This window comes from Pseudarthrobacter oxydans (genome assembly GCF_013314975.1).
GTDB classification, from domain to species: domain Bacteria; phylum Actinomycetota; class Actinomycetes; order Actinomycetales; family Micrococcaceae; genus Arthrobacter; species Arthrobacter oxydans.
This window is the reverse complement of record NZ_JABTYH010000033.1, coordinates 1-19,215: the sequence shown is the minus strand read 5'-3', so window position 1 is coordinate 19,215 and position 19,215 is coordinate 1. Positions and strand designations below refer to the sequence as shown.

General features: G+C 66.7%; 18 protein-coding genes. 8 read left to right on the top strand and 10 right to left on the bottom strand.

The genetic code is table 11. The features are described 5' to 3' along the window. Window positions 1-6 precede the first annotated feature (6 nt). The 4 genes from HTS88_RS17900 (at window position 7) to HTS88_RS17885 (ending at window position 3,166) form a co-directional block, all read left to right on the top strand. Window positions 7-261: a hypothetical protein gene (locus HTS88_RS17900; RefSeq protein WP_174180754.1), complete on the top strand. Its 255-nt coding sequence runs from the start codon at window positions 7-9 to the stop codon at window positions 259-261. Continuing rightward, window positions 258-1,241, top strand: a complete 984-nt coding sequence (locus HTS88_RS17895) for a cyclase family protein (RefSeq protein ID WP_174180752.1) — start codon at window positions 258-260, stop codon at window positions 1,239-1,241. The genes HTS88_RS17900 and HTS88_RS17895 overlap by 4 nt, the downstream gene beginning before the upstream one ends. Before the next feature lie 96 nt (window positions 1,242-1,337). Next, complete coding sequence (locus tag HTS88_RS17890; protein WP_174180751.1) at window positions 1,338-1,994, top strand: GntR family transcriptional regulator; 657 nt, start codon at window positions 1,338-1,340, stop codon at window positions 1,992-1,994. After that, the gene (locus HTS88_RS17885; RefSeq protein WP_174180749.1) at window positions 1,991-3,166 is read left to right on the top strand and encodes an MFS transporter; all 1,176 of its coding nucleotides are present in this window, start codon (window positions 1,991-1,993) and stop codon (window positions 3,164-3,166) included. Before HTS88_RS17890 ends, HTS88_RS17885 begins: the two co-directional genes overlap by 4 nt. Before the next feature lie 32 nt (window positions 3,167-3,198). On the opposite strand, the gene HTS88_RS17880 is transcribed toward HTS88_RS17885, so the two are convergent. The 4 genes from HTS88_RS17880 to HTS88_RS17865 form a co-directional block, all read right to left on the bottom strand. Further along, the gene (locus HTS88_RS17880) at window positions 3,199-3,771 is read right to left on the bottom strand and encodes an MOSC domain-containing protein (RefSeq protein ID WP_174180747.1); all 573 of its coding nucleotides are present in this window, start codon (window positions 3,769-3,771) and stop codon (window positions 3,199-3,201) included. Then, window positions 3,768-6,167: an ATP-binding cassette domain-containing protein gene (locus HTS88_RS17875; protein ID WP_174180745.1), complete on the bottom strand. Its 2,400-nt coding sequence runs from the start codon at window positions 6,165-6,167 to the stop codon at window positions 3,768-3,770. Before HTS88_RS17875 ends, HTS88_RS17880 begins: the two co-directional genes overlap by 4 nt. Window positions 6,168-6,260: 93 nt before the next feature. After that, complete coding sequence (locus HTS88_RS17870; RefSeq protein ID WP_174180743.1) at window positions 6,261-6,683, bottom strand: VOC family protein; 423 nt, start codon at window positions 6,681-6,683, stop codon at window positions 6,261-6,263. Beyond that, a complete protein-coding gene (locus tag HTS88_RS17865; RefSeq protein WP_174180815.1) occupies window positions 6,680-7,087 on the bottom strand; it encodes a helix-turn-helix transcriptional regulator in 408 nt (135 codons plus the stop codon). The genes HTS88_RS17870 and HTS88_RS17865 overlap by 4 nt, the downstream gene beginning before the upstream one ends. Before the next feature lie 285 nt (window positions 7,088-7,372). Here HTS88_RS17865 and HTS88_RS17860 point away from each other — a divergent pair, with 285 nt between their 5' ends. Then, on the top strand, window positions 7,373-7,774 hold the full coding sequence (locus HTS88_RS17860; protein WP_174180741.1) for a CBU_0592 family membrane protein: 402 nt from the start codon (window positions 7,373-7,375) through the stop codon (window positions 7,772-7,774). 3 nt (window positions 7,775-7,777) lie between these two features. Here the strand turns inward: HTS88_RS17860 and HTS88_RS17855 are convergent, their stop codons facing one another. The 6 genes from HTS88_RS17855 to HTS88_RS17830 all read right to left on the bottom strand — a co-directional run bounded on the left by HTS88_RS17855 (window position 7,778) and on the right by HTS88_RS17830 (window position 14,488). Then, complete coding sequence (locus tag HTS88_RS17855; RefSeq protein ID WP_174180739.1) at window positions 7,778-9,223, bottom strand: SLC13 family permease; 1,446 nt, start codon at window positions 9,221-9,223, stop codon at window positions 7,778-7,780. A 24-nt stretch (window positions 9,224-9,247) separates the two neighbouring features. Further along, window positions 9,248-9,508, bottom strand: a complete 261-nt coding sequence (locus HTS88_RS17850; protein WP_174180737.1) for a hypothetical protein — start codon at window positions 9,506-9,508, stop codon at window positions 9,248-9,250. 208 nt (window positions 9,509-9,716) lie between these two features. Continuing rightward, window positions 9,717-10,097, bottom strand: a complete 381-nt coding sequence (locus HTS88_RS17845) for a universal stress protein (protein WP_174180735.1) — start codon at window positions 10,095-10,097, stop codon at window positions 9,717-9,719. Between the two features lie 36 nt (window positions 10,098-10,133). After that, window positions 10,134-12,104, bottom strand: coding sequence for a tripartite tricarboxylate transporter permease (locus HTS88_RS17840; protein ID WP_174180733.1), 1,971 nt, complete (start codon window positions 12,102-12,104; stop codon window positions 10,134-10,136). Between the two features lie 8 nt (window positions 12,105-12,112). Continuing rightward, window positions 12,113-13,330, bottom strand: a complete 1,218-nt coding sequence (locus HTS88_RS17835) for a type 2 periplasmic-binding domain-containing protein (RefSeq protein ID WP_174180731.1) — start codon at window positions 13,328-13,330, stop codon at window positions 12,113-12,115. A gap of 78 nt (window positions 13,331-13,408) precedes the next feature. Next, window positions 13,409-14,488, bottom strand: coding sequence for a PrpF domain-containing protein (locus HTS88_RS17830; protein ID WP_174180729.1), 1,080 nt, complete (start codon window positions 14,486-14,488; stop codon window positions 13,409-13,411). Window positions 14,489-14,766: 278 nt separating this feature from the next. Here HTS88_RS17830 and HTS88_RS17825 point away from each other — a divergent pair, with 278 nt between their 5' ends. The 3 genes from HTS88_RS17825 to HTS88_RS17815 all read left to right on the top strand — a co-directional run bounded on the left by HTS88_RS17825 (window position 14,767) and on the right by HTS88_RS17815 (window position 19,064). Next, entirely contained in the window at window positions 14,767-15,681 is a 915-nt protein-coding gene (locus tag HTS88_RS17825; RefSeq protein WP_174180727.1) for a LysR family transcriptional regulator, read from the top strand. A 95-nt stretch (window positions 15,682-15,776) separates the two neighbouring features. Next, complete coding sequence (locus tag HTS88_RS17820) at window positions 15,777-18,143, top strand: beta-galactosidase (RefSeq protein WP_246256433.1); 2,367 nt, start codon at window positions 15,777-15,779, stop codon at window positions 18,141-18,143. A 51-nt stretch (window positions 18,144-18,194) separates the two neighbouring features. Further along, complete coding sequence (locus HTS88_RS17815) at window positions 18,195-19,064, top strand: helix-turn-helix domain-containing protein (RefSeq protein WP_174180725.1); 870 nt, start codon at window positions 18,195-18,197, stop codon at window positions 19,062-19,064. The last annotated feature ends 151 nt before the right edge of the window (window positions 19,065-19,215 follow it).

Below are 19,215 nucleotides of genomic sequence, written 5' to 3'. Positions count from 1 at the left end.
TCCACCATGCACACCGTCCGAAGGGCCATCGAAGTCCTCTTCGTCCTGACCCTGGCAGCGCTGCTGGCCGGCGGCACGGTGTTCGTCGCCGGCCAGGCGATCGCCCTGGTGGCCGGCAAGGGCGATTGGCTCACATTGCTCAACGACACCATCAAGGCGCCCATGTGCATCGCGGCCTCCCTCTGCGCCGTGGCCGGGTTCCTGCTCAGCTACAAGCGCCGCCAGGACCAGGAACAGCCGCAGGAAGCGGAGGCGCGATGAATCCCGGAGAGGGGACCTACCCGTCCTTCGCGGATTTGCTCGAGCGTGAGGGGGCCTTGGCCGGAACCTCCTGGGGCCTCTTCCCGGACCCCACCCGGGGGACGCCGTCGTTCATTACTCCCCAGGCGGTGCTGGCGGCACGCACCTGCATCCGCACGGGCATGGCCTTTGGCCTGGACTATCCGGCGGATGCCTTTGATCCCGGCATGTCCCTCAAACGCGGCGCGCCCCGGCACACCATCTACTCCTCGCACCCGGCCCACCGCGACGACTTCCTGGACGGGTACTACCTGCAGGGATCCAGCCAGGTCGACGGGCTGCGGCACCGCCGGGCGGACGACGCCGGGTTCTACAACGGCACGCCGGACGAGCGAATCACCGAGGGCACCGCGGACCTGGGGATCCAGGAATGGGCGGACCATCCCATCGTGGGCAGGGGAGTCCTGGTGGACCTGGCCGGGTACCGGGCCGGGCAGGGCGCTCCAATTGACCATGCCTCCGGGGAACCCCTGGGCCTTGACCTGATCGAGGGGGCGATGGCCGCCCAGTCCGTGGACCTCCGGCAGGGCGACATCCTGATGCTGCATACGGGCTGGTGCGAATGGTTCCTTGGCCTGCAGCCGGAGGAGAAGCAGCGGATGCGGGACAGCAGGCGCGCCACGGGGATTGCACAGTCCGAGGAGTTCGTCGCCTGGGCCTGGGACCACCGGCTGGCGCTCCTCGCGGCGGACAACTTCGCCGTCGAATGCCTGCCCGCCGTGCCCGCAAGCCCTTACCGTGAGTCAGCGCCGAGCGACCACGGCATGATGCACCAGCAGCTCCTGGCCAAACTTGGCATGCCCCTGGGTGAACTGTGGCGGCTGGGTCCCCTGACCCGGCATATGAGGAGTGCCGGCCAATGGGACGCCTTCATCACCATCAAGCCGCTGAACATCACCGGCGGGACCGGGTCGCCTGCGAACGCCACAGCACTGGTGTAAGGCGGCCACTGGCGCGACGGCGGGCTCCCTCAGAACTCGGTCCTAATTTGTATACATGTATGCATCTACGGCTAAAGTGGCTGTGGAGGTAACAACATGCCTGGTGCAACCACCCGCAACACCGGAGCGGATTTCGTCTACGACGAGCTGAAGCGGCAGATCATCAGCCTGGAGCTGAAGCCCGGGGAACGGGTTTACGAACCAAAGATGGCGTCTGCACTGCAGGTGAGCCGGACGCCGCTGCGGGAAGCCATCCGGCGGCTGGTCTCGGAGAGCCTCCTGGAACAGCAGCCCACCGGCGGCGTGGTGGTGCCTGCGCTGGACGAGGCAGCAATTTCCGAGCTGTACGAAGTCCGCGCGGCCATGGAATCACTCATGGCGCGGAACGCCTGCCTCAAAGCGACGCCGGCGGACATCGAGGCACTCGAAGGCATCCTGGAACGCAACGCTGCGATGGTTGGTTTCGCGGATGAGGCAATGAAGCAGGGGATGTCGCTGCACGGGAGGATCGCCGAGATCGCCGGCAATTCGTGGGCCCGGCGGTTCCATGACCAGGTCTCAAACCAGATGGAGCGGTACCGGCACTTCACCAACAGCACCCAGGAGCGAAGGGACCAGGCCCTGGCCCAGCACCGGACCCTGGTTGCCGCCGTGGCCGCCGGCAACCCGGACCAGGCTGCCAGGACGGCTTTCGAGCATGTCATGGGTGCCCGCGACGCGGCGGTCCGGGCCATGTCCGGCACCCCTGCATGATCGGCGAACTGGGGCGCCGGTCGACGGCGGCACTCCTGGTCCATTCCATGCTGATCCAGGCCCTGACCTTCCTGCTGCGGCCGGCCGCCACGTACCGTGCGCTGGAGCTGGACGTTCCCGGCTTCGCCCTGGGGCTCCTGGCGGCCAGCTATGCCGTCTTCCCGCTGCTGCTCGCCGTCCCCACCGGTGGCCTGGTGGACCGCCTGGGTGAACGCCGCCTCATGGCGGCCGGAGCCGCCGTCGTCCTGGCCAGCGCGTCCTTCCTGCTGCTGTGGGGTACATCGATCGCCGCGCTGATCATCGGAACCGCCCTTCTTGGCGTCGGCCAGCTGGCCTGCGTGGTGGGGCAGCAGGCGGTGGTGGCGAACAACGCCGCCTCGTCCCGGATGGATTCGGCGTTCGGATACCTCACCTTCGCGGCATCCCTGGGACAGGCGCTGGGTCCCCTGGCAATCGCCCTGGTGGGAGGGGCCGCCATCCGCCCGGACACCCAGGCGATCTTCCTCCTTTCGGTGTGCATGGGCCTGGTGCTCCTGGTGGCCACCTTCGGTATCTCGGCAACGGTCAGCGGCAGGAAGGGAAGGGCGGCTGCGGCGGGCGGCGGCAAAGGCAACGTTGCCGCGCTGCTGAGGACGCCCGGCGTGGCGCGGGCGCTCGCCACGTCCGCCACCGTCCTTGCCGTGGTGGACCTGACCATGGTCTATCTCCCGGTGCTTGGATCCGAACGCGGGCTCACGGCGGCAACCGTTGGCGCCCTGCTCGCCGTCCGCGCGGTGTTTTCCATGGTGTCCCGGATCCTGTTGGGGCACGTCTCCCGGAAGCTGGGGCGCAAGCGGCTGCTCGTGGCCAGCCTGGTGCTGTCCACCATCGCTTTGGCCGCCACGGCGGTTCCCATGCCGGTGCTTCTGCTTTTCGCGGTCATGGCCGTGCTCGGACTGGGCCTTGGCATTGGCCAGCCCCTCACCATGTCGTGGCTTTCGGCGCAGGCCCCCGCAGGGCAGCGCGGGCGTGCCCTTGCCCTCCGGCTCGCCGGGAACCGGGTGGGCCAGGTGGTGCTTCCCAGCGTTATCGGTGTGGCGGCGGCAGGAGTTGGCGCTGTGGGGGTTTTCCTCGCGTCAGCCGCCGCGGTGGGCGGGACCCTCATGCTGCTCCGCGGCGTGCGCCTGGACTGACCGTGGTGCGTCCCCCGGGAGGTACCGCACGGTTACGGCAGCCGCGACGGGCGGAGCAGGCTGGCCTCACCCGCCTGGGACGGGTCCAACGGCACCGGGCTGACCAGCACGGCAGGGCCACGGCGCAGCAGCCCACTTGAGAGGGCGCGGCACCGGATACCGCCGCGGCCCCGCATGGCCGGGTGGGCGCCGGGCGCCAGCATCTCGTTCATCCAGGCGCAGGGCTGGGCATGCCGGCCGCCGTGGAAAGCCACAGACTGCCCGCCCGACTCCAGCACAAAGTCCTGCCCCAGCAGAGGCACCAGGTGTGCGCCGCGGAGCACCACGTTCCGCCGGGCCAGGAGGGGATTGAACGGCTCCGCGCCCAGTTCGGCCGCGATGGCCTCCAGGGATTCGACGGCGAACAGGGTCACCGCGGCATCCATGTGCGCGGCCTTGCCGAAGAACCTGTCACCCACAATGCCCTTGCCCGCCACCACCTCGGCAGCATCGGCATCCGTGGTGGGCACGTCTGCGGCGCCGTCCCGCGCCCGGCCGAAGTAGGCGTGGGAGGGGGATACCAGCAGGTGCAGGATTTCGACTCCGTACCTGTACTCCTCCGTCATGCCGCGGGGGCACCGACGTAGGCGGCCAGGTGCTTGCCGGTGAGCGTCGGGGATCCGGCCACCAGTTCAGCCGGCGTGCCCTCGAAAACGATCCGGCCGCCGTCGTGCCCTGCTCCCGGGCCAAGGTCGATGATCCAGTCCGCGTGGGCCATCACGGCCTGGTGGTGCTCGATCACGATCACGGACTTGCCCGACTCAACCAGCCGGTCCAGCAGGCCCAGCAGGTTCTCCACATCGGCCAGGTGCAGGCCGGTGGTGGGCTCGTCCAGGACGTACACGTCGCCCTTCTCGGCCATCTGGGTGGCGAGCTTGAGCCGCTGGCGCTCGCCGCCGGAAAGCGTGGTGAGCGGCTGGCCCAGGCTGAGGTAGCCCAGGCCAACATCCTCGAGCCGCGCCAGGATGGTCCGCGCGGCCGGCGTCTTGGCCTCACCTTCGGCAAAGAACGCTGCGGCTTCGGTCACGGACATGGCGAGGACCTCGGCGATGTTCCGCCCGCCCACGGTGTATTCCAGCACGGCGGCCTGGAAGCGGCGGCCCTCGCAGTCCTCGCAGGGTGACTCGACGGTGGCCATCACGCCGAGCTCGGTGAAAATGACGCCCGCGCCGTTGCAGGTGGGGCAGGCGCCCTCGGAGTTTGAGCTGAACAGTGCCGGCTTCACGCCGTTGACCTTGGCGAACGTCTTGCGGATGGGCTCCAGCAGCCCGGTGTAGGTGGCCGGGTTGCTGCGGCGCGAACCGCGGATGGCGCCCTGGTCGATCACCACCACGCCCTCGCGCTTGGCCACGGAACCGTGGATCAGGGAGCTCTTGCCCGAGCCGGCCACCCCGGTGACGACCGTCAGGACGCCCAGGGGAATATCGACGTCGACGTCCTGGAGGTTGTGCGTCGAGGCGCCGCGGACCTCCAGCACCCCGGACGCCTTCCGGGCGGCCTCCTTCAGGGCCGCGCGGTCCTCCAGATGATGCCCGGTGATGGTGTCGCTGCTCCGCAGGCCCTCCACGGTGCCCTCGAAGCAGACCTCGCCGCCGTTGGTCCCGGCCCCGGGACCAAGGTCGACGACGTGGTCTGCGATGGTGATCATCTCCGGCTTGTGCTCCACCACCAGGACGGTGTTGCCTTTGTCCCGGAGCTGGAGCAGGAGCTGGTTCATCCGTTCGATGTCGTGCGGATGGAGGCCGATGGACGGCTCGTCGAAGACGTAGGTAACGTCCGTGAGCGAGGAGCCGAGGTGGCGGATCATTTTGGTGCGCTGGGCCTCGCCGCCGGACAGGGTGCCGGCCGGCCGGTCCAGGCTGAGGTATCCGAGGCCGATCTCCGAAAAGGAGTCGAGCAGGTGCTGGAGGCCCTTGAGCAGGGGAGCCACCGAGGGGTCCTTCACGTCCCGGACCCACCCGGCAAGGTCGTTGATCTGCATCTGGCACAGCTCGGCGATGTTCCTGCCGTTGATCCTGGAGGAGAGGGCCTGCTGGGTCAGCCGGGTCCCCTTGCACTCGGGGCAGGTCTGGAACGTGACGGCCCGCTCCACGAACCGGCGGACGTGCGGCTGCATGGCCTCGGGGTCCTTGGACAGCATGGACTTCTGGATCTTGGGGATGATCCCCTCGAAGGTCAGGTTGACGCCTTCCACCTTGATCTTGGTGGGCTCCGCGTAGAGCATGGTGTCCAGCTGCTTGTTGGTGAATTTGGCGATGGGCTTGTCCATCGGCAGGCCCATGCCCTCGAACAATCGCCCGTACCACCCGTCCATGGAGTAGCCCGGAACTGTCAGCGCTCCCTCGTTCAGGGACTTGGCGTCGTCGTACAGTGCCGTGCGGTCAATGTCGCTGACGTTGCCCATGCCCTCGCAGCGCGGGCACATCCCGCCGAGGTAGACGGCATGGTTGACCACCGCCTTCTCCACCCGGCCGCCCTTGTCCGTGGACATGACGCCGCTGGCCTTCCGGGTGGGAACGTTAAAGGAGAACGCCGTGGGCGGGCCGGCGTACGGGGTGCCGAGCCGGCTGAAGAGGATGCGGAGCATGGCGTTGGCATCCGTGGCGGTGCCCACGGTGGACCGCGGGTTGGCGCCCATGCGCTCCTGGTCAACGATGATGGCGGTCGTCAGGCCTTCCAGGAAGTCCACCTCGGGGCGGGCCAGGTTCGGCATGAAGCCCTGGACAAACGCGCTGTAGGTCTCGTTGATCATGCGCTGCGATTCTGCGGCGATGGTGGCGAACACCAGGGAGCTCTTGCCCGAGCCGGACACCCCCGTAAACACTGTCAGCCGGCGCTTGGGCAGCTCAACGCTGATGTTCTTGAGGTTGTTCTCCCGCGCACCCTGCACCCGGATCAGGTCGTGGGTGTCGGCGACGTGCAGCCCGTTGGCCTGGGTAGTGGTGCCGGTGTCCGTGCTCATCGGGTCTCCATCTGTTGGGCTGCGCTGATGTCCCTGCCGGGGGAGACTGCGCCCGCAGCCTCCCCCGGCGTGGCTTTCTTCAATCCTTGCAGCCTACGGCTGCTGGTTGATCCGTACGGTATTCCCGGCCGGGTCGCGGAAGGCGCAGTCGCGGATGCCGTAGGACTGGTCCACCGGTTCCTGCACGACGTCGGCCCCGCTCGCCTCCACCCTGGCGAAGGCGGCGTCGACATCCGGGGCGGAGAGGATGACGGTGGCGTAGGTGCCCTTGGCCATCATTTCGGTGATGGTGCGGCGTTCGTCGTCGGTGATGCCCGGATCCACGGCCGGCGGGTGGAGGACGATGGAAACGCCGGGCTGCCCGGCGGGGCCCACGGTGATCCAGCGCATGGCGCCGCGGCCCACATCGTTGCGGACCTCGAAGCCCAGGGCGTCACGGTAGAACGCCAGGGAAGCGTCGGGATCGGTGTGCGGAAGGAACGTTGAGGAGATGGTGATGTTGTCCATGGCAGTCATGCTAGTTGCGGTTCCGGAGCCGGCGCTTCTCGATTCCTGACCGGTCTGGTGACCTGCTTCGCCACGCACGCGGGGATGCCCGCCGTCGTGCTTTTTGCCTCCTGCTTGTAGGCGCTGGGCGGCATGCCCACCAGCTCACTGAAGCGGGTGCTGAAGGTGCCCAGCGAGGAACAGCCGACGGCGAAGCACACCTCCGTCACGGAAAGGTCACCCCGGCGCAGCAGCGCCATGGCCCGTTCGATCCGGCGGGTCATCAGGTAGCTGTACGGCGATTCCTGGTACGCGGCCTTGAACCTGCGGCTGAGGTGGCCGGCGGACATGTGGACACCGCGGGCCAGGGCCTCGACGTCCAAGGGCTGCGCGTACTCCCGGTCGATCCGGTCCTTGACCCGGCGCAGGAGCATCAACTCGCGCAGGTGGGGGTCGGTGGTCACCCTTCAGATGGTGCTACCTGGCGGGGGAGTTGTCCAGACTTTTGAAGGCGCGGACGCTGCGTAAAACGCCCCCTTTTTGCAGGGTATGATTATGCCGCCAGCCGGCATGAGGTCCTCGCCCGAACAGGCTCGAGTCAACGCAGTGTTGGATGATGTCCGTTCAATGAGCAGTGGCATCCGGCGAAACCAAACCCCTTTTCATCACTGTCAAAGACCCTGCCCGGATACTGCGCGGGCAGCACCTGAAAGGACCCCATGGAACTGCTGTGGGAAATCGCCGGCTGGGCCGGCGCGGCTGCGATTCTCAGCGCGTACCTGGCCGTTTCCATGGGCTGGCTGAAGGCCGGCAAGGGATTCCAGACCGCGAACCTTGTTGGCGCGGTCGCCTTCATCATCAACGGCACCTTCCACGGCGCCTGGCCTTCCGTGGTGACGAATGTGGCCTGGTTCCTCATCTCCGCCGTGGCGCTTGTCCGGATGCGTCCCGAGAACAGCCCGGCGGCGGTGCCCGCGGATCCGCAGGTCCAGTTTCCGGGTGTCCCGGACACCACGGGCCAGATGGCCGTCGTCGAGGTCCTTACCGGTTCCATGCCAGTGGTCTCCATGCCCGCCGTCTCCATGCCTGCCATGGCTGACGGGCAGCGCCTGGCGCACTGACCGTCACATGATCCCGGTGGGCACCAGCAGTGCCCAGGCCAGCAGCGGCGCAGCCAGCACAACCCCGCCGGCGTAGATCATCAGCTGGCGGTAGACGCGCTGCCGGTCGTCCTCGCGGGCGTTGGCGACCACCAGCGCACCGTCGGTGGAGAACGGCGAAACATCCACCACGGTGGCCGCGATGGCCAGGGCGGCCACCGTTCCCGATGCGCTCAGCGTGCTGGTGGCCAGCAGCGGGCCGGCCATGGGAATGAACGCGGTCAGCAGCGCTGTGGAGGAGGCGAAGGCCGAGCCGACGCCGATGACGTAGCAAAGCACCAGGGCGATCAGAAGCGGGGCGCCCAGGGCAAGGGCCTGCTCGGCGAGGGTGTCGATGACGCCCACATGCTGGAGCAGCGAGACGTAGGTGATCATGCCCGCCACCAGCAGCACGGTGGACCAGGAGATGCCGCCGATGAAGGTCTGGTGTTCCTTGATATTGATCAGGGCCAGGAGGAGGCCGGCGGAGAGGGCCACGAAGCCGATCGGCATGTGGAAGCCCAGGGTGCACACCAGCATCACCACGATGAGCATCAGCGTGAGGATTTGCTGGCCGTGCGGACGGATGGTGCCGGGCGCAGGCATGCCGGTGTGGTGGCTGCCGGCGCCGTCGCGCAGTTTGCCCAGGAGTGCCAGCACCACGACGGTCAGGACCGAGAGGATGAGGTTGACGGCAAAGCTGGCAATGAACAGTGCACCCTGCGAAATGGGGAAGCCGTTTTCCTGGGCGATGTCGTGCACCAGCACCCCGGCCACGGACAACGGGGAAAAACCGCCCGCGTGGGCTCCGTTGATGATGAAGGCGCCCATCAGGACCGGGTGGATGCGCGATTCGTAGGCAAAGCCGATGGCCGCCGGCGCCAGGAGCGCGACGGCGGCCGGGGAGAAGGTTCCCAGCGCCGTGAGTGCGGCAGCCATGAGGAAGAACACCCAGGGAAGCATCAGCGTCCTGCCCCTGACGAGGCGCACGCAGGCCTGCACGATGACGTCGATGGTGCCGTTCCGCTGGGCCATGCTGAAGAAGTAGGTGACGCCGATAATCGTCAGCACGATGCTCGCGGGGAACTCCGCAAGGATCTCTTTGTCGGTCATGCCCAGCATGAAGTAGCCGACGCCAAAGGACGCAACCAGCCCCATCACCCCGATGTTCAGCGGCCACCGGGTCGCCACCACAAACATCACGACGAGGATGATGAGCGGGATGATCTGGATGGCGGTCATGGTCTGCTCCGGTTCCGTGGGGGCCGCCGGGCCGGGCAGGACCACCCCAAGTACGAAGGCAGCCAGACCCAGGACCGCGAGAGCGGCGAGTACCAGCAGAATACGGCGGCGGCGCCGGGGGCGCCCTGGCCGGTCTTCCGGGGTGTGCTCCACCGCGGGGGAAAGGGTTCGCTGCGGCGTGTTGCTCATGGTGGTTCTCCTCGGTGGTTGGCTCTACGTGTTCCTGGTTGCGGGCCGGCGGTAGACACGCAGGCCGTCACTGTGCAGGAACAGGGCGCGTCCTTTTCCTTCGTCCTGCTGGAGCCAGAGGAGGCTGCCGTCCAGGGCGAGCATGTCGATCCGTCCTGATGCGATGGGCCGCCCCTGGCGGTGGATTTCCACCTGGTCGCTTCGCGAAAGCTTGCACCAGTTGGGAACCGGTTCAGGAGAGAGGGGTGCGGCACCCCGTCCGACGGGCTGGGGACGGTTGTACAAGGTTTTCTCTTTCTCCTTGGTTGGGGGGTGTCCTTGCCGGACTGCCCTCGGAAAGTTCATGGGAGGAGGCAGGGTGACCGGTGGTCACCCTGCCTCCCTTGCGTGCTGTGGCGTCCCCGCGCCCGTCCTTCGGGCTACCTGTTGCGATGGAGTGCGGGAACGGCAGCACGCGGGCCGGACAAGAAGTCCGGCAGCCAGTGGGCTCCGGTCAGAGCTTGTCGGAGCGGACCGCCAGCACCGGGCAGGTGGCGTCGAGCAGGATCCTCTGGACGGTGCTTCCGAGGATGAGCTTTCCCACCATGGACCGGTGCCGAAGGCCGATCACGATCATGTCGACGTTGCGGTCCTGGGCGATCTGGATGACAGCATCCCCGGGATCAGACAGGACCGAGGACTCGATGGTCAGGCCCAGGCCGGCCTCGGCCAGCCGGGTTTCCAGCCCGCGCACTTCCTCCGGCTCCAGGTCGTGGTGGCCGCGGCCGATATTCACAATCAGCAGGTCCGACTTCCTGAGGTGCGCTTCCTTGATTCCTTCTGACAGGGCTTCCCTGCCTTCTGAAGCAGGTGCATAGGCGACGAGTACCGTCATTTCTTTTCTCCAATGGCCAATGTGTGTGGCGGACGTCTAAACAAGGGTGTTGAACCAGCCCTGCGGCAGGTCGATCGGCAGCAGCGAGGGGAGTGCGAGGAGCACGAGGTACAGGACGCCTGTGTAGATCACGGCGACTTTCAGCCGCGCCCTTGCCACGACCAGCAGGAAGGCGGGGATGAAGATCGTTACCGCGATCAGGTACCCAAAGACGGCGGTCAGTGCGAGGAATCCGGTCATCCATGCGAACGTCTTGAACGCGAACCCTGCGTCAAGGGTCCAGCCTGCACCTTCGGTCCGTGCCCGGAGCCGGGTGCGGATCTCGGTGAACAACAGGATCCCGGAGAATACCAGGCCGCCGATACTCACCAGCTGCGGCACCAGCCGGGCCTCCGGCGAGAATGACGTGGACGATATCAGTGCCGCGGCGAAGGCCGCGGTGAAGATGCCTGCCGCAACGAGGGACCAGTTGGAGTTCTTCAGCGGAGCCTCGTCATCTTCGGGCTGTTCGTCCCTGTGTCCGTCGTCGAAGTTGGTCTTGCGGCGGGCGCGGATGAACTTGATGAAGGCCCAGATGATGGGGAGGACCAGGATGGCCAGGAACACCAGGACACCGGGACGCAGCATCCAGTCGAATCCTTCGTAGAGGCTGTCCGTCAGGAAGTAGTACCGCTCCAGCGGGATGGCCAGGACGAACCCGATCAGGAACGGTGCCCGGGGGAAGCCGGTGGACTTCAGGAGCCAGCCAAAGACGCCCAGGATGATCATGATCCAGAGGTCGCCGAGCTGGCCGCCTTCCTGGAAGGAACCCAGGAGCATCACGGCCACCAGGCCTGCTGCCAGGACCGCGAAGGGAACCTTGGTGAGCTTGGCGAGCTGCTTGACGCTGAGGAAGCAGAACAGGGCGCCCAGGATCGAGGCGATCGCGAAGGACCACACGATCAGGTACATCAGGTCCAGGTGTTCGGTGATGATGGAGGGGCCCGGCTGGATGCCGTAGGTGAGGAGCATGCCCAGGAGCATCGCCGACGGGACACCGCCGGGGATACCAAACAGGAGGGTGGGGATCAGGTCTCCGGCTTCCACGGAGTTGTTGGCGCTTTCGGGGCCGACGATCCCGCGGGGGTCTCCCTTGCCGAACTTGCGCTTGTCCTTGGCAGTTGCGACGGCCTGGCCGTACGCCAGCCAGGTTCCGGCGGTGGCGCCGACGCCGGGCAGGACACCTGCCCAGATGCCGATGAGCGCTCCCCGGATCACCTGGGTCCAGTGGCTGAGCCATTCGCGGATGCCCCGGCCCCATCCCCCGCCCAGGCTGATGGTTTCCTTCTGTCCGCGGCGCTGGCTGGCACGTGAGGCGATTTCGGCCAGGCCGAAGATGCCCAGCGCTACGGCCACAAGTGACAGGCCGTCGCCCAGGAAGAGGCTGCCGAAGGTGAAACGCTCCTCGGCCGTGGTGGGCGAGGTTCCCACCATGCCCAGCACCAGGCCCAGGAGGCCTGCCGAGACGCCCTTGATGATGTTTCCCCGGGACAGTACGGCTGCCAGGGCGACGCCCAGGACGGTCAGCATAAAGAGCTCGGGGCTGGCAAAGGAGAGGACCAGCGGCCGGGCAAGGGGGATGGCCAGGGTCAGGCCGATGGCACCGATGATGCCGCCGGCCATGGAGGACAGGAACGCCAGGGTCAGGGCACGTGCGGCCTCGCCTTTCTTCGCCATCGAATAACCGTCGAGCATCGTGACGCTGGCGGAGGCGGAGCCTGGTGCCCCGAGCAGGACAGCGGAAACGGTGTCTGAGGTGTGCACGACGGCGAGGGCGCCGATGAGCAGGGCAAGCGCCTGGGGCGGTTCCATGCCGAACGTGATGGGCAGGAGGATGGCGACGGCGCCTGTTCCGCCGAGGCCCGGGATGAGTCCCATGACCAGGCCGGCGACGGTGCCGATCAGGAGCATGATGAGGAGGGAAGGATCAGCGAGGGATGCCAGCGCTGCCATTGCGGAGTCAAGCATGATGGTCCTTATTCAACGTGGATGTTGTATTTGTCCGCGAGCAGTCCCGTGACATAGGACCGGACGGAGCTGCTGACGGTGTAGGCCTCGCGGACCCGTTCGGCCACGCCGGAATCGGCCACCAGGGGATAGCCGCCGAGTACTTTGGCGGCCTTCTCCTGGAATGCCGGGTCCGTGCCGAGCTTTTCGCTGGACTCGCGCAGCAGCTGGTACGCCTTCTCGGGGGTCTCTTGCGGAACCCAGAGCCCTTTTTGGTAGGTGTAGGTGAGTCCAAGCAGGGTCTTGTAGGCCTCGTACTTTTCACCCGAGGGCTTTGATCCGTGCAGCGTCTCGTAAGCTTCTGCAACCGTGGGAACGTCCGGAAAGTTCGGGTCGCGGACTACTTCCCCGGCCTCGTCCAGCTGGCCGAAGGACATCAGGACAACGGCTTTGCCTTCCTTGGCGATGCCTTCGACCGCCGAGCCGTAGGCCGAGGTGGTCTGGTAGTCCAGATCGATTTCCCCGCGCTGGAGGGCCAGGTTGACGGGTCCGCGGCCTTCGAAGCCGAAGGTGCTGGTGACGTCCGCCTCGAGCAGGTCGAAAGCCACCAGGGTGGTGATGTCCAGGCCCGTGGCGCTGATGCCGCCGAATTCCAGCGGGGTGTCCCTGTTGATCAGGTCCTGCACGCCGGCCACCCCGGCTTCAGCCCGGGCGTAGATGACGCCGCCAGTTCCATTGACGACGACGGGCTTCAGGTCTTCGAACGAGTACTTCACCGCTGAGCGGCCCAGCACCCAGGGCACAACCGTCGATGCGGTGCCCACCAGGATCTCGGTCCCGTCAGTCTTGGCGGAGCGGGCGAACCGGTTGGTCCCGAGGATGCCTTCACCGCCGGCTTCATTCACGGGGGCAAAGCCGGGGCGGCCGGCCACATAGTTGGTGAGCTCTGTGCCGATGAAGCGCGCCCACGTGTCCGTGCCACCGCCGGATGCCAGCGGAATGAGGAATTCGAGGGTCTCGCCGCTGAAGTCGCCGTCTTCGGTGCTGGAGGGCGGGTTCAGCAGGCTTCCGCCCAGGACGGTGGTGGCAGTTCCAAGCAGTGCGAAGGCTCCTGCTGCGGCAAGGATCGTGCGCCGGGAGTGCTTCGGGGGATCTGGCAGCTCTGTGTGTTGGGTCTGCTCTGCAGGGTCGGCAGCGCCGTCCGGGGAGGTTCCGGGCGGCTCCAAGGATGACTTATTGCTCGTCATTGAGGAATCCTTTGGGGTTGGTGCCTTCCTTCCATGAAACACCAGTCCGGTGCAGCTGGGCGGGGAGGCTGTTGGGGGTTACCAGGTCTGTGGAAGCAGCAGTTCCGCGTCAGCGATGCGGCGGGCGCTTCGGAGGGTGCCGACGACGGGGACGCCGTCACGTACTTCCGCCCATGTCTGGACGATGCCGGCCGGTGTCCGCATGGTCAGGCCTGAGGAGGGATCTGTGGCGAGCAGGTCCCGGACCACCGTGCCCTCATGCTGCGCGGCCATGGTCAGGGCTACGCTTCCGGTGATCGCGAGGGCGGGGTGGAGTCTGCCCATGGACAGCATTCGGACAACAAGGTCAGCCTCGTCGTCAGGCGATGCCGTGGCCACGATCGCCAGCTTGGGGATGGCCCGCTCGGCCTCGGCCCGGCTGGCCGCAAGACCCATGCGGACGGCCGCGTCCCTGCGCACGTCATCGAGGTGCACCAGCAACGCCGCCTGGCTGTCGATGTCCGCCGCCGTTTCGTGGCCCGTGAGCCCGATGGACGCGGCGTCGAGGATGATCAGCGGTGCCCCGGCATCAATGAGCGTGGCGGGAACCTGCCGGCCGTCGAAGGTCACCTTGTCCAGGGGCTCGCCGGTGGGAAACAGCTTCCCGGTGGTGCGCCCTGCAGGGTCGAGGAAACCCATGCCCACCGGAAGCCCGGGGAAAGGAACGCCCGGGATCAGCTGGGTCCCGGGATCCTGGAGTGCGCCACCGGGGGTGGGGACTTTCTGCAGGATGAGCTGATCGGTGTTGGTGTTCAGCGTCCTGACCGAGGTGCTTTCCTGGCCGGGCTCCACCCAGCCGCGCTCTATGGCGTACGGTGCCACCACTGCCGAGCAGTTTCCGCAGTTGCTTCCCCAGTCCACCTTGTGTTCATCTATGGCCACCTGGGCGAACGTGTAGTCAACGTCAGCATCCTCGCCCAGGGAACGGGAGAGGATGACTGCCTTGCTCGTCGTGGATGTCCCGCCGCCCACTCCATCCACCTGCCGGTGGTCGGGGCTGCCAAAGAGGCGGAGGAGGACCTCGTCCACGCTTTTTCCGGGGACCTGGAGGTTGTCCCATTCGAAGACCCAGCACTTGCTGGTCCCGCCCCGCATCCACACTGCTGGGATCTTAAACATGATTGCCCTTCACATCCTTGTGGGCCCTTCAATGGGCCATCAAGCCTTACCGGCTTTCACCAGTGTGATCCGGGTCAATGATGAATTACAAACGCCAAATTTTGCATATCTATGCACTTTTTCTTCAATCACAAGCACAGCTGCCCGCGCACTTTTAGCCCTTCTGCAACGGAAGCGGCGGAGCCGGCATCGGCGGGGGCGCGATTTCTAGGTCTGCATGAAGCAGGGGCCTAGAATGGTGAGGGGTATGTAACAAACACTTCAATCGGAGGGCTGCCATGTTGAACGTCCGGAGGCTTGAACTGCTGCTTGATGTCGTTGAGCTCGGGTCGATCACCGCTGCGGCGGAAAAGCATGTGTACTCGCCCTCCGGGGTTTCCCAGCAGCTCCGGCGCCTGGAAGCCGAAATCGGGCAGCCCCTCCTGCAGAGGCAGACGCGGGGCATGGTCCCCACGGATGCCGGACACGTCCTTGCCTCCCATACGCGGCGCATCCTCCGGCAGATGGCAGCGGCCGAGGCCGACCTTGCGGAAATCGCAGGCCTTAACCGGGGCAGCCTCACCATGGGAACCTTCCCCACGCTCGGAGGCTCGTTCCTCCCCGTCGTCATCAGCCGATTCAAGAAGGAGTACCCGGCCATCGAGCTGCATGTCCGCAGCAGCCGGTTCGAGGACCTGATTGAGATGCTGGAGAACGGCCAGGTGGGAATGTCACTGCTGTGGGACTACGAATGGAACCGGATGAATCCGGAGGACTTCGCCCTGACCACGGTGTTCGAGGACGCCACAGCGCTGATTGTCGGCAAGGACCACCGCCTGGCCCGCCGGAAGCAGGTGGCCATGGCGGACCTGGCGGACGAGGAATGGATCGTCCGCGGCCAGGAACACCCTGTCGTGGAGGTCCTGCAGCGAAGTGCCAGCGCTGCCGGATTTACGCCCCGGATCGCCTTCCACGCCAATGACTACCAGGAGGCCCAGGCCATGGTCAGTGTTGGCCTGGGCATCGCGCTGGCGCCCCGGACCGCCGTCGTCAATAAACACCCCGGCGTGAGCATCGTTTCGCTGGGCTCATCGGCCCCGTCCCGGCGGGTCCTGCTGGCGCACCGCCATGACAGGGTCCGTGCCGCTGCCGAAATTGCCTTCCAGACAACGCTCCTGGAGGTCGCAAAGGACTCGACGGCCGACTTCCGGTGAGGACGTGCGGGGCGCCGGCGCAAAGAAGATCGTCCATATAGTTGCGTTTTTCTGCCATGGGCGGCCAGGAGTGATGGGCATAGTGTGAAGTAGTGATGAACCCCGAGACCTCCATGCCGATCGGGCTGGGGACCCTTGAGATGCCCAGCGCCGGGATGCTTAGCGCCGCGCACCGGCCGCACGAACGGGCGCTGCAGTTCCCGCCCATGAGCAACACCGAGGACCGCCACAAAAGGTGGAGGCTCACCAGCCAGTTCATAGAACACGACGGCGTCCCGGCGGTGCCGGTGTCAGGGGAACTTCACTTTAGCCGCCTGCTCCGGTCCCGCTGGGAAGAGCGCTTGCGGCTGATGAAGGCTGGAGGGATCACTGTGGTGGCGTGCTACATCTTCTGGATCCACCACGAGCCGGTCGAGGGCGAGGCACGCTTTGACGGCAACCTGGACGTGGCTGCGTTCGTCCGGCTCTGCGCTGACGTTGGCCTGGACGTGGTGCTGCGCCTGGGCCCCTGGTGCCACGGCGAGGTCCGCAACGGCGGCTTCCCGGACTGGGTGCAGGCCGCGCCGGTGGCACACCGGACCAACGACCCCGCGTACCTGGCCATGGTGGAGCGCTGGTTCAACCGCATCGGCAAGGAACTGCACGGCCTCACCGGCCCGGACAGCAATGTCATTGGCATCCAGCTGGAAAATGAGCTCTACGACCAGCCCCGGCACATCACGGAGCTCAAGAAACTGGCCAGAGCGGCCGGGCTGGGCGCACCCGTCTGGACGGCAACCGCCTGGGGCGCGGCTGACATCCCTGAGGTCGACGTCATGCCGGTCTTCGGTGGCTACGGGGACGGCTTTTGGGTTGACGCCGACGCCCCGTGGGACCCCACCTTCCGGGAGCACTACTTCTTCAGCCACGAGTGGGATGACCCGGGGATCGGTGCGGACCTGCGTGAGCACTTCTCGGGAAGCGGTGCTGCACCGGCCCGTTCCCAGTCCACGCTGTATCCGCCGGCAACCTGCGAACTCACCGGCGGCATGGCCACGGCCTACCAGCGGCGGCCGTGGCCCGGCGGCAAGGACGTTGCGGCGGTGGCCAACACCAAGATCGGCAGCGGCTCCGCGTGGCAGGGCTATTACATGTTCACCGGCGGAATTAATCCCCCGGGCGGAATGCAGGAGTCCCAGGCAACGGGCTACCCCAACGATCTTCCGGTGTTTGACTACGATTTCCACGCCCCCATCGGTGCGGCGGGACGGCTGGCGCAGAGCTTCGCCGAACTGCGGAAGCAGCACGCGTTCCTGGCAGCCTTTGGTGCCCGGCTCGCGCCGATGCCGTCCACCCTGCCGGACACACTTCCTGCAAGCATTGATGACGCGGCCACGCTCCGCTGGGCCATGCGCTCGGACGGCCGGTCCGGGTTCCTGTTTGTCACCTGGCACCAGCCGCACATTCCCCTGCCGGATTACCCGGGAGCCCAGTTCAGGCTCCTCCTGGACGGGGAAACACTTACCTTTCCGCGCGGGGGCCTCACCATTCCGGCCGGTACCATCGCGCGCTGGCCCGTCAATCTGGACGTGGCAGGTGTCCGCCTTCGCTGGGCAACGGCGTCTGCCTTCACACTGCTGGACCCGGAGGGTGCGCCCACGCTGGTACTCGATGCGGAGGAAGGGATAGTGCCGCAGCTGTGCGTGCCGGAAGGAACCGTTCTGGATGGGGCGGCAACCGCGCTGGGCGGGGGCGTGTACGCCGTTGACGCCGGCGGTCCGGTCACGTTGACGGCGAGCTCGGTCGTAGGCTCTTTGGCCATTCTTGTCCTGCCCTCCCGCCTGGCCGGCCAGGCGTGGGCTTTGGAAACACCGCAGGGCCGGCAGCTGGTCCTGTCCGCAGACCCGCTCTGGGTTGGTGCGGACGGCCGCCTGGCCGGCAGGTCGCAGGGAGAACCCGCCGTGCGGCGCTACTCCACCGCGGACGGCGGGTTCGAGGTCGTGCGGACAGGCACCTTGAAGCCTGAAATCTTTCGCCGGACGCTGCCTGCCGAGCGGATCCGCGCCGCGAAGTCCGTTCCGGCGTCGTTCGGCTCCCTAGCGGGCCGCGCTGCCGCACCTACGGAGGCAGACGTTGACGAGCTGGCAGCTGTTTATGCGGTGGATGTGGCGGGGGCGGACCTGGCCGGGGACCATACGGAACTGGAGGTTTCCTGGGCCGGGGATGTTGCCCGCCTGGTGGTTGACGGAACCGTGGTGGCGGACAGGTTCTGGGATGGTTCTCCATGGATTATCGAAACCGATGACGCCGGGATACGCCACGGCTCGGACGTAAGGCTCCAGATCCTGCCGCTCCCGAAAGATGCAGAGGTTGGGCTGCCGGCCGAGGCGCAGCGCCGGCGGGACGCGGTTGCCGGTGACCTGGTTTCCCTGGACAGCCTCGAGCTCCTCCACTGGATTGGGTGGACGGAGGAACCCGCCTGAGCTGCCGCCTTGTGCCATAGCATAGACACTTCGTGGCGGAAGGAGTGCGGGGTGGAGCGGGCAGCGGGGTTCCCCAACCAGCGCTTGGTGGTGGTTCCCCGGCCGCTGGTCCGGGAGGCGCTGGAGCGTCCCATCACGCGGCGTCTGGTGGTCACCGATGCCGGCGTTTTTCCTGCTGCCGAAGAGCACGGGCGGTACCGCCCCCAGGGCGCGGAGGAAACCATCGTCATCCTCTGCGTCGCGGGGGCGGGGTGGGTGGAATCCGGCGGTGCGCGGTACGACGTTGGCAAGGCGACCGCCGTCGTACTTCCCGGCAACACCGGTGAGGCTCATGCCTACGGTGCCTCTGCTGAGGACCCCTGGACCATCTGGTGGTGCCACGTCCGTGGCTCCGATGCCGCCGAACTCGTTGAAGAATCCGGGGTGCGCGCCGGCCGGCCCATCATTCCGCTGGTGGCGGTGGACCGGCTGACCGCCATGCTGGACGGGATCATTACTGCCCTGGAGCAGGACCAGTCGCCGGCCCGCCTGGTGGCCACAGCGGGGATGGCCTGGAAGCTGCTGGCTACCCTGGCGGTGGACCGCCGCCTCCCGGAACAGGGGACGCCGCTGCAGCAGGCGATGAAGTTCCTGGAGGACCGGGTGGACGGTGCCATCCGGCTGCCGGACCTGGCCAGGGTGGTGGGTGTTTCGCCGTCGCACTTGAGCAAGCTGTTCCGGGAGGCGACAGGCGGGGGAGTGCTGGCCCACCACACAGCTTTGAAGATGGCCCGGGCCAGGCTCCTGCTCGACACAACAGACCTGACAATTGCGGAGGTGGGGCGCGAAATCGGGCTGGCAGACCAGTTCTACTTCTCGCGCCAATTCCGCCGGCTGCACGGGGTAAGCCCCAGCGCGTACCGGGCGGACCGGAAGGGCTGAGGCGGTTGGGGCTTTCCAGGCCTGCTGTAGAGGACCGGCCGCTCCAGACCCGTTCGGATGAGTGTCAGTTTGGGGCCTGAGGCCTTCCACGGGGTGTGTCCGAAATGCTCGTTAGGGATCCCAATCTGACGCTTTTGTCGGGCAAATCTGA

Bases quoted from the DNA above. Each gene is read 5' to 3' on its own strand.
- HTS88_RS17900 (WP_174180754.1), top strand. From the start codon at position 7: ATGCACACCGTCCGAAGGGCCATCGAAGTCCTCTTCGTCCTGACCCTG.
- HTS88_RS17895 (WP_174180752.1), top strand. From the start codon at position 258: ATGAATCCCGGAGAGGGGACCTACCCGTCCTTCGCGGATTTGCTCGAG.
- HTS88_RS17890 (WP_174180751.1), top strand. From the start codon at position 1,338: ATGCCTGGTGCAACCACCCGCAACACCGGAGCGGATTTCGTCTACGAC.
- HTS88_RS17885 (WP_174180749.1), top strand. From the start codon at position 1,991: ATGATCGGCGAACTGGGGCGCCGGTCGACGGCGGCACTCCTGGTCCAT.
- HTS88_RS17880 (WP_174180747.1), bottom strand. From the start codon at position 3,771: ATGACGGAGGAGTACAGGTACGGAGTCGAAATCCTGCACCTGCTGGTA.
- HTS88_RS17875 (WP_174180745.1), bottom strand. From the start codon at position 6,167: ATGAGCACGGACACCGGCACCACTACCCAGGCCAACGGGCTGCACGTC.
- HTS88_RS17870 (WP_174180743.1), bottom strand. From the start codon at position 6,683: ATGACTGCCATGGACAACATCACCATCTCCTCAACGTTCCTTCCGCAC.
- HTS88_RS17865 (WP_174180815.1), bottom strand. From the start codon at position 7,087: ATGCTCCTGCGCCGGGTCAAGGACCGGATCGACCGGGAGTACGCGCAG.
- HTS88_RS17860 (WP_174180741.1), top strand. From the start codon at position 7,373: ATGGAACTGCTGTGGGAAATCGCCGGCTGGGCCGGCGCGGCTGCGATT.
- HTS88_RS17855 (WP_174180739.1), bottom strand. From the start codon at position 9,223: ATGAGCAACACGCCGCAGCGAACCCTTTCCCCCGCGGTGGAGCACACC.
- HTS88_RS17845 (WP_174180735.1), bottom strand. From the start codon at position 10,097: ATGACGGTACTCGTCGCCTATGCACCTGCTTCAGAAGGCAGGGAAGCC.
- HTS88_RS17840 (WP_174180733.1), bottom strand. From the start codon at position 12,104: ATGCTTGACTCCGCAATGGCAGCGCTGGCATCCCTCGCTGATCCTTCC.
- HTS88_RS17835 (WP_174180731.1), bottom strand. From the start codon at position 13,330: ATGACGAGCAATAAGTCATCCTTGGAGCCGCCCGGAACCTCCCCGGAC.
- HTS88_RS17830 (WP_174180729.1), bottom strand. From the start codon at position 14,488: ATGTTTAAGATCCCAGCAGTGTGGATGCGGGGCGGGACCAGCAAGTGC.
- HTS88_RS17825 (WP_174180727.1), top strand. From the start codon at position 14,767: ATGTTGAACGTCCGGAGGCTTGAACTGCTGCTTGATGTCGTTGAGCTC.
- HTS88_RS17820 (WP_246256433.1), top strand. From the start codon at position 15,777: ATGAACCCCGAGACCTCCATGCCGATCGGGCTGGGGACCCTTGAGATG.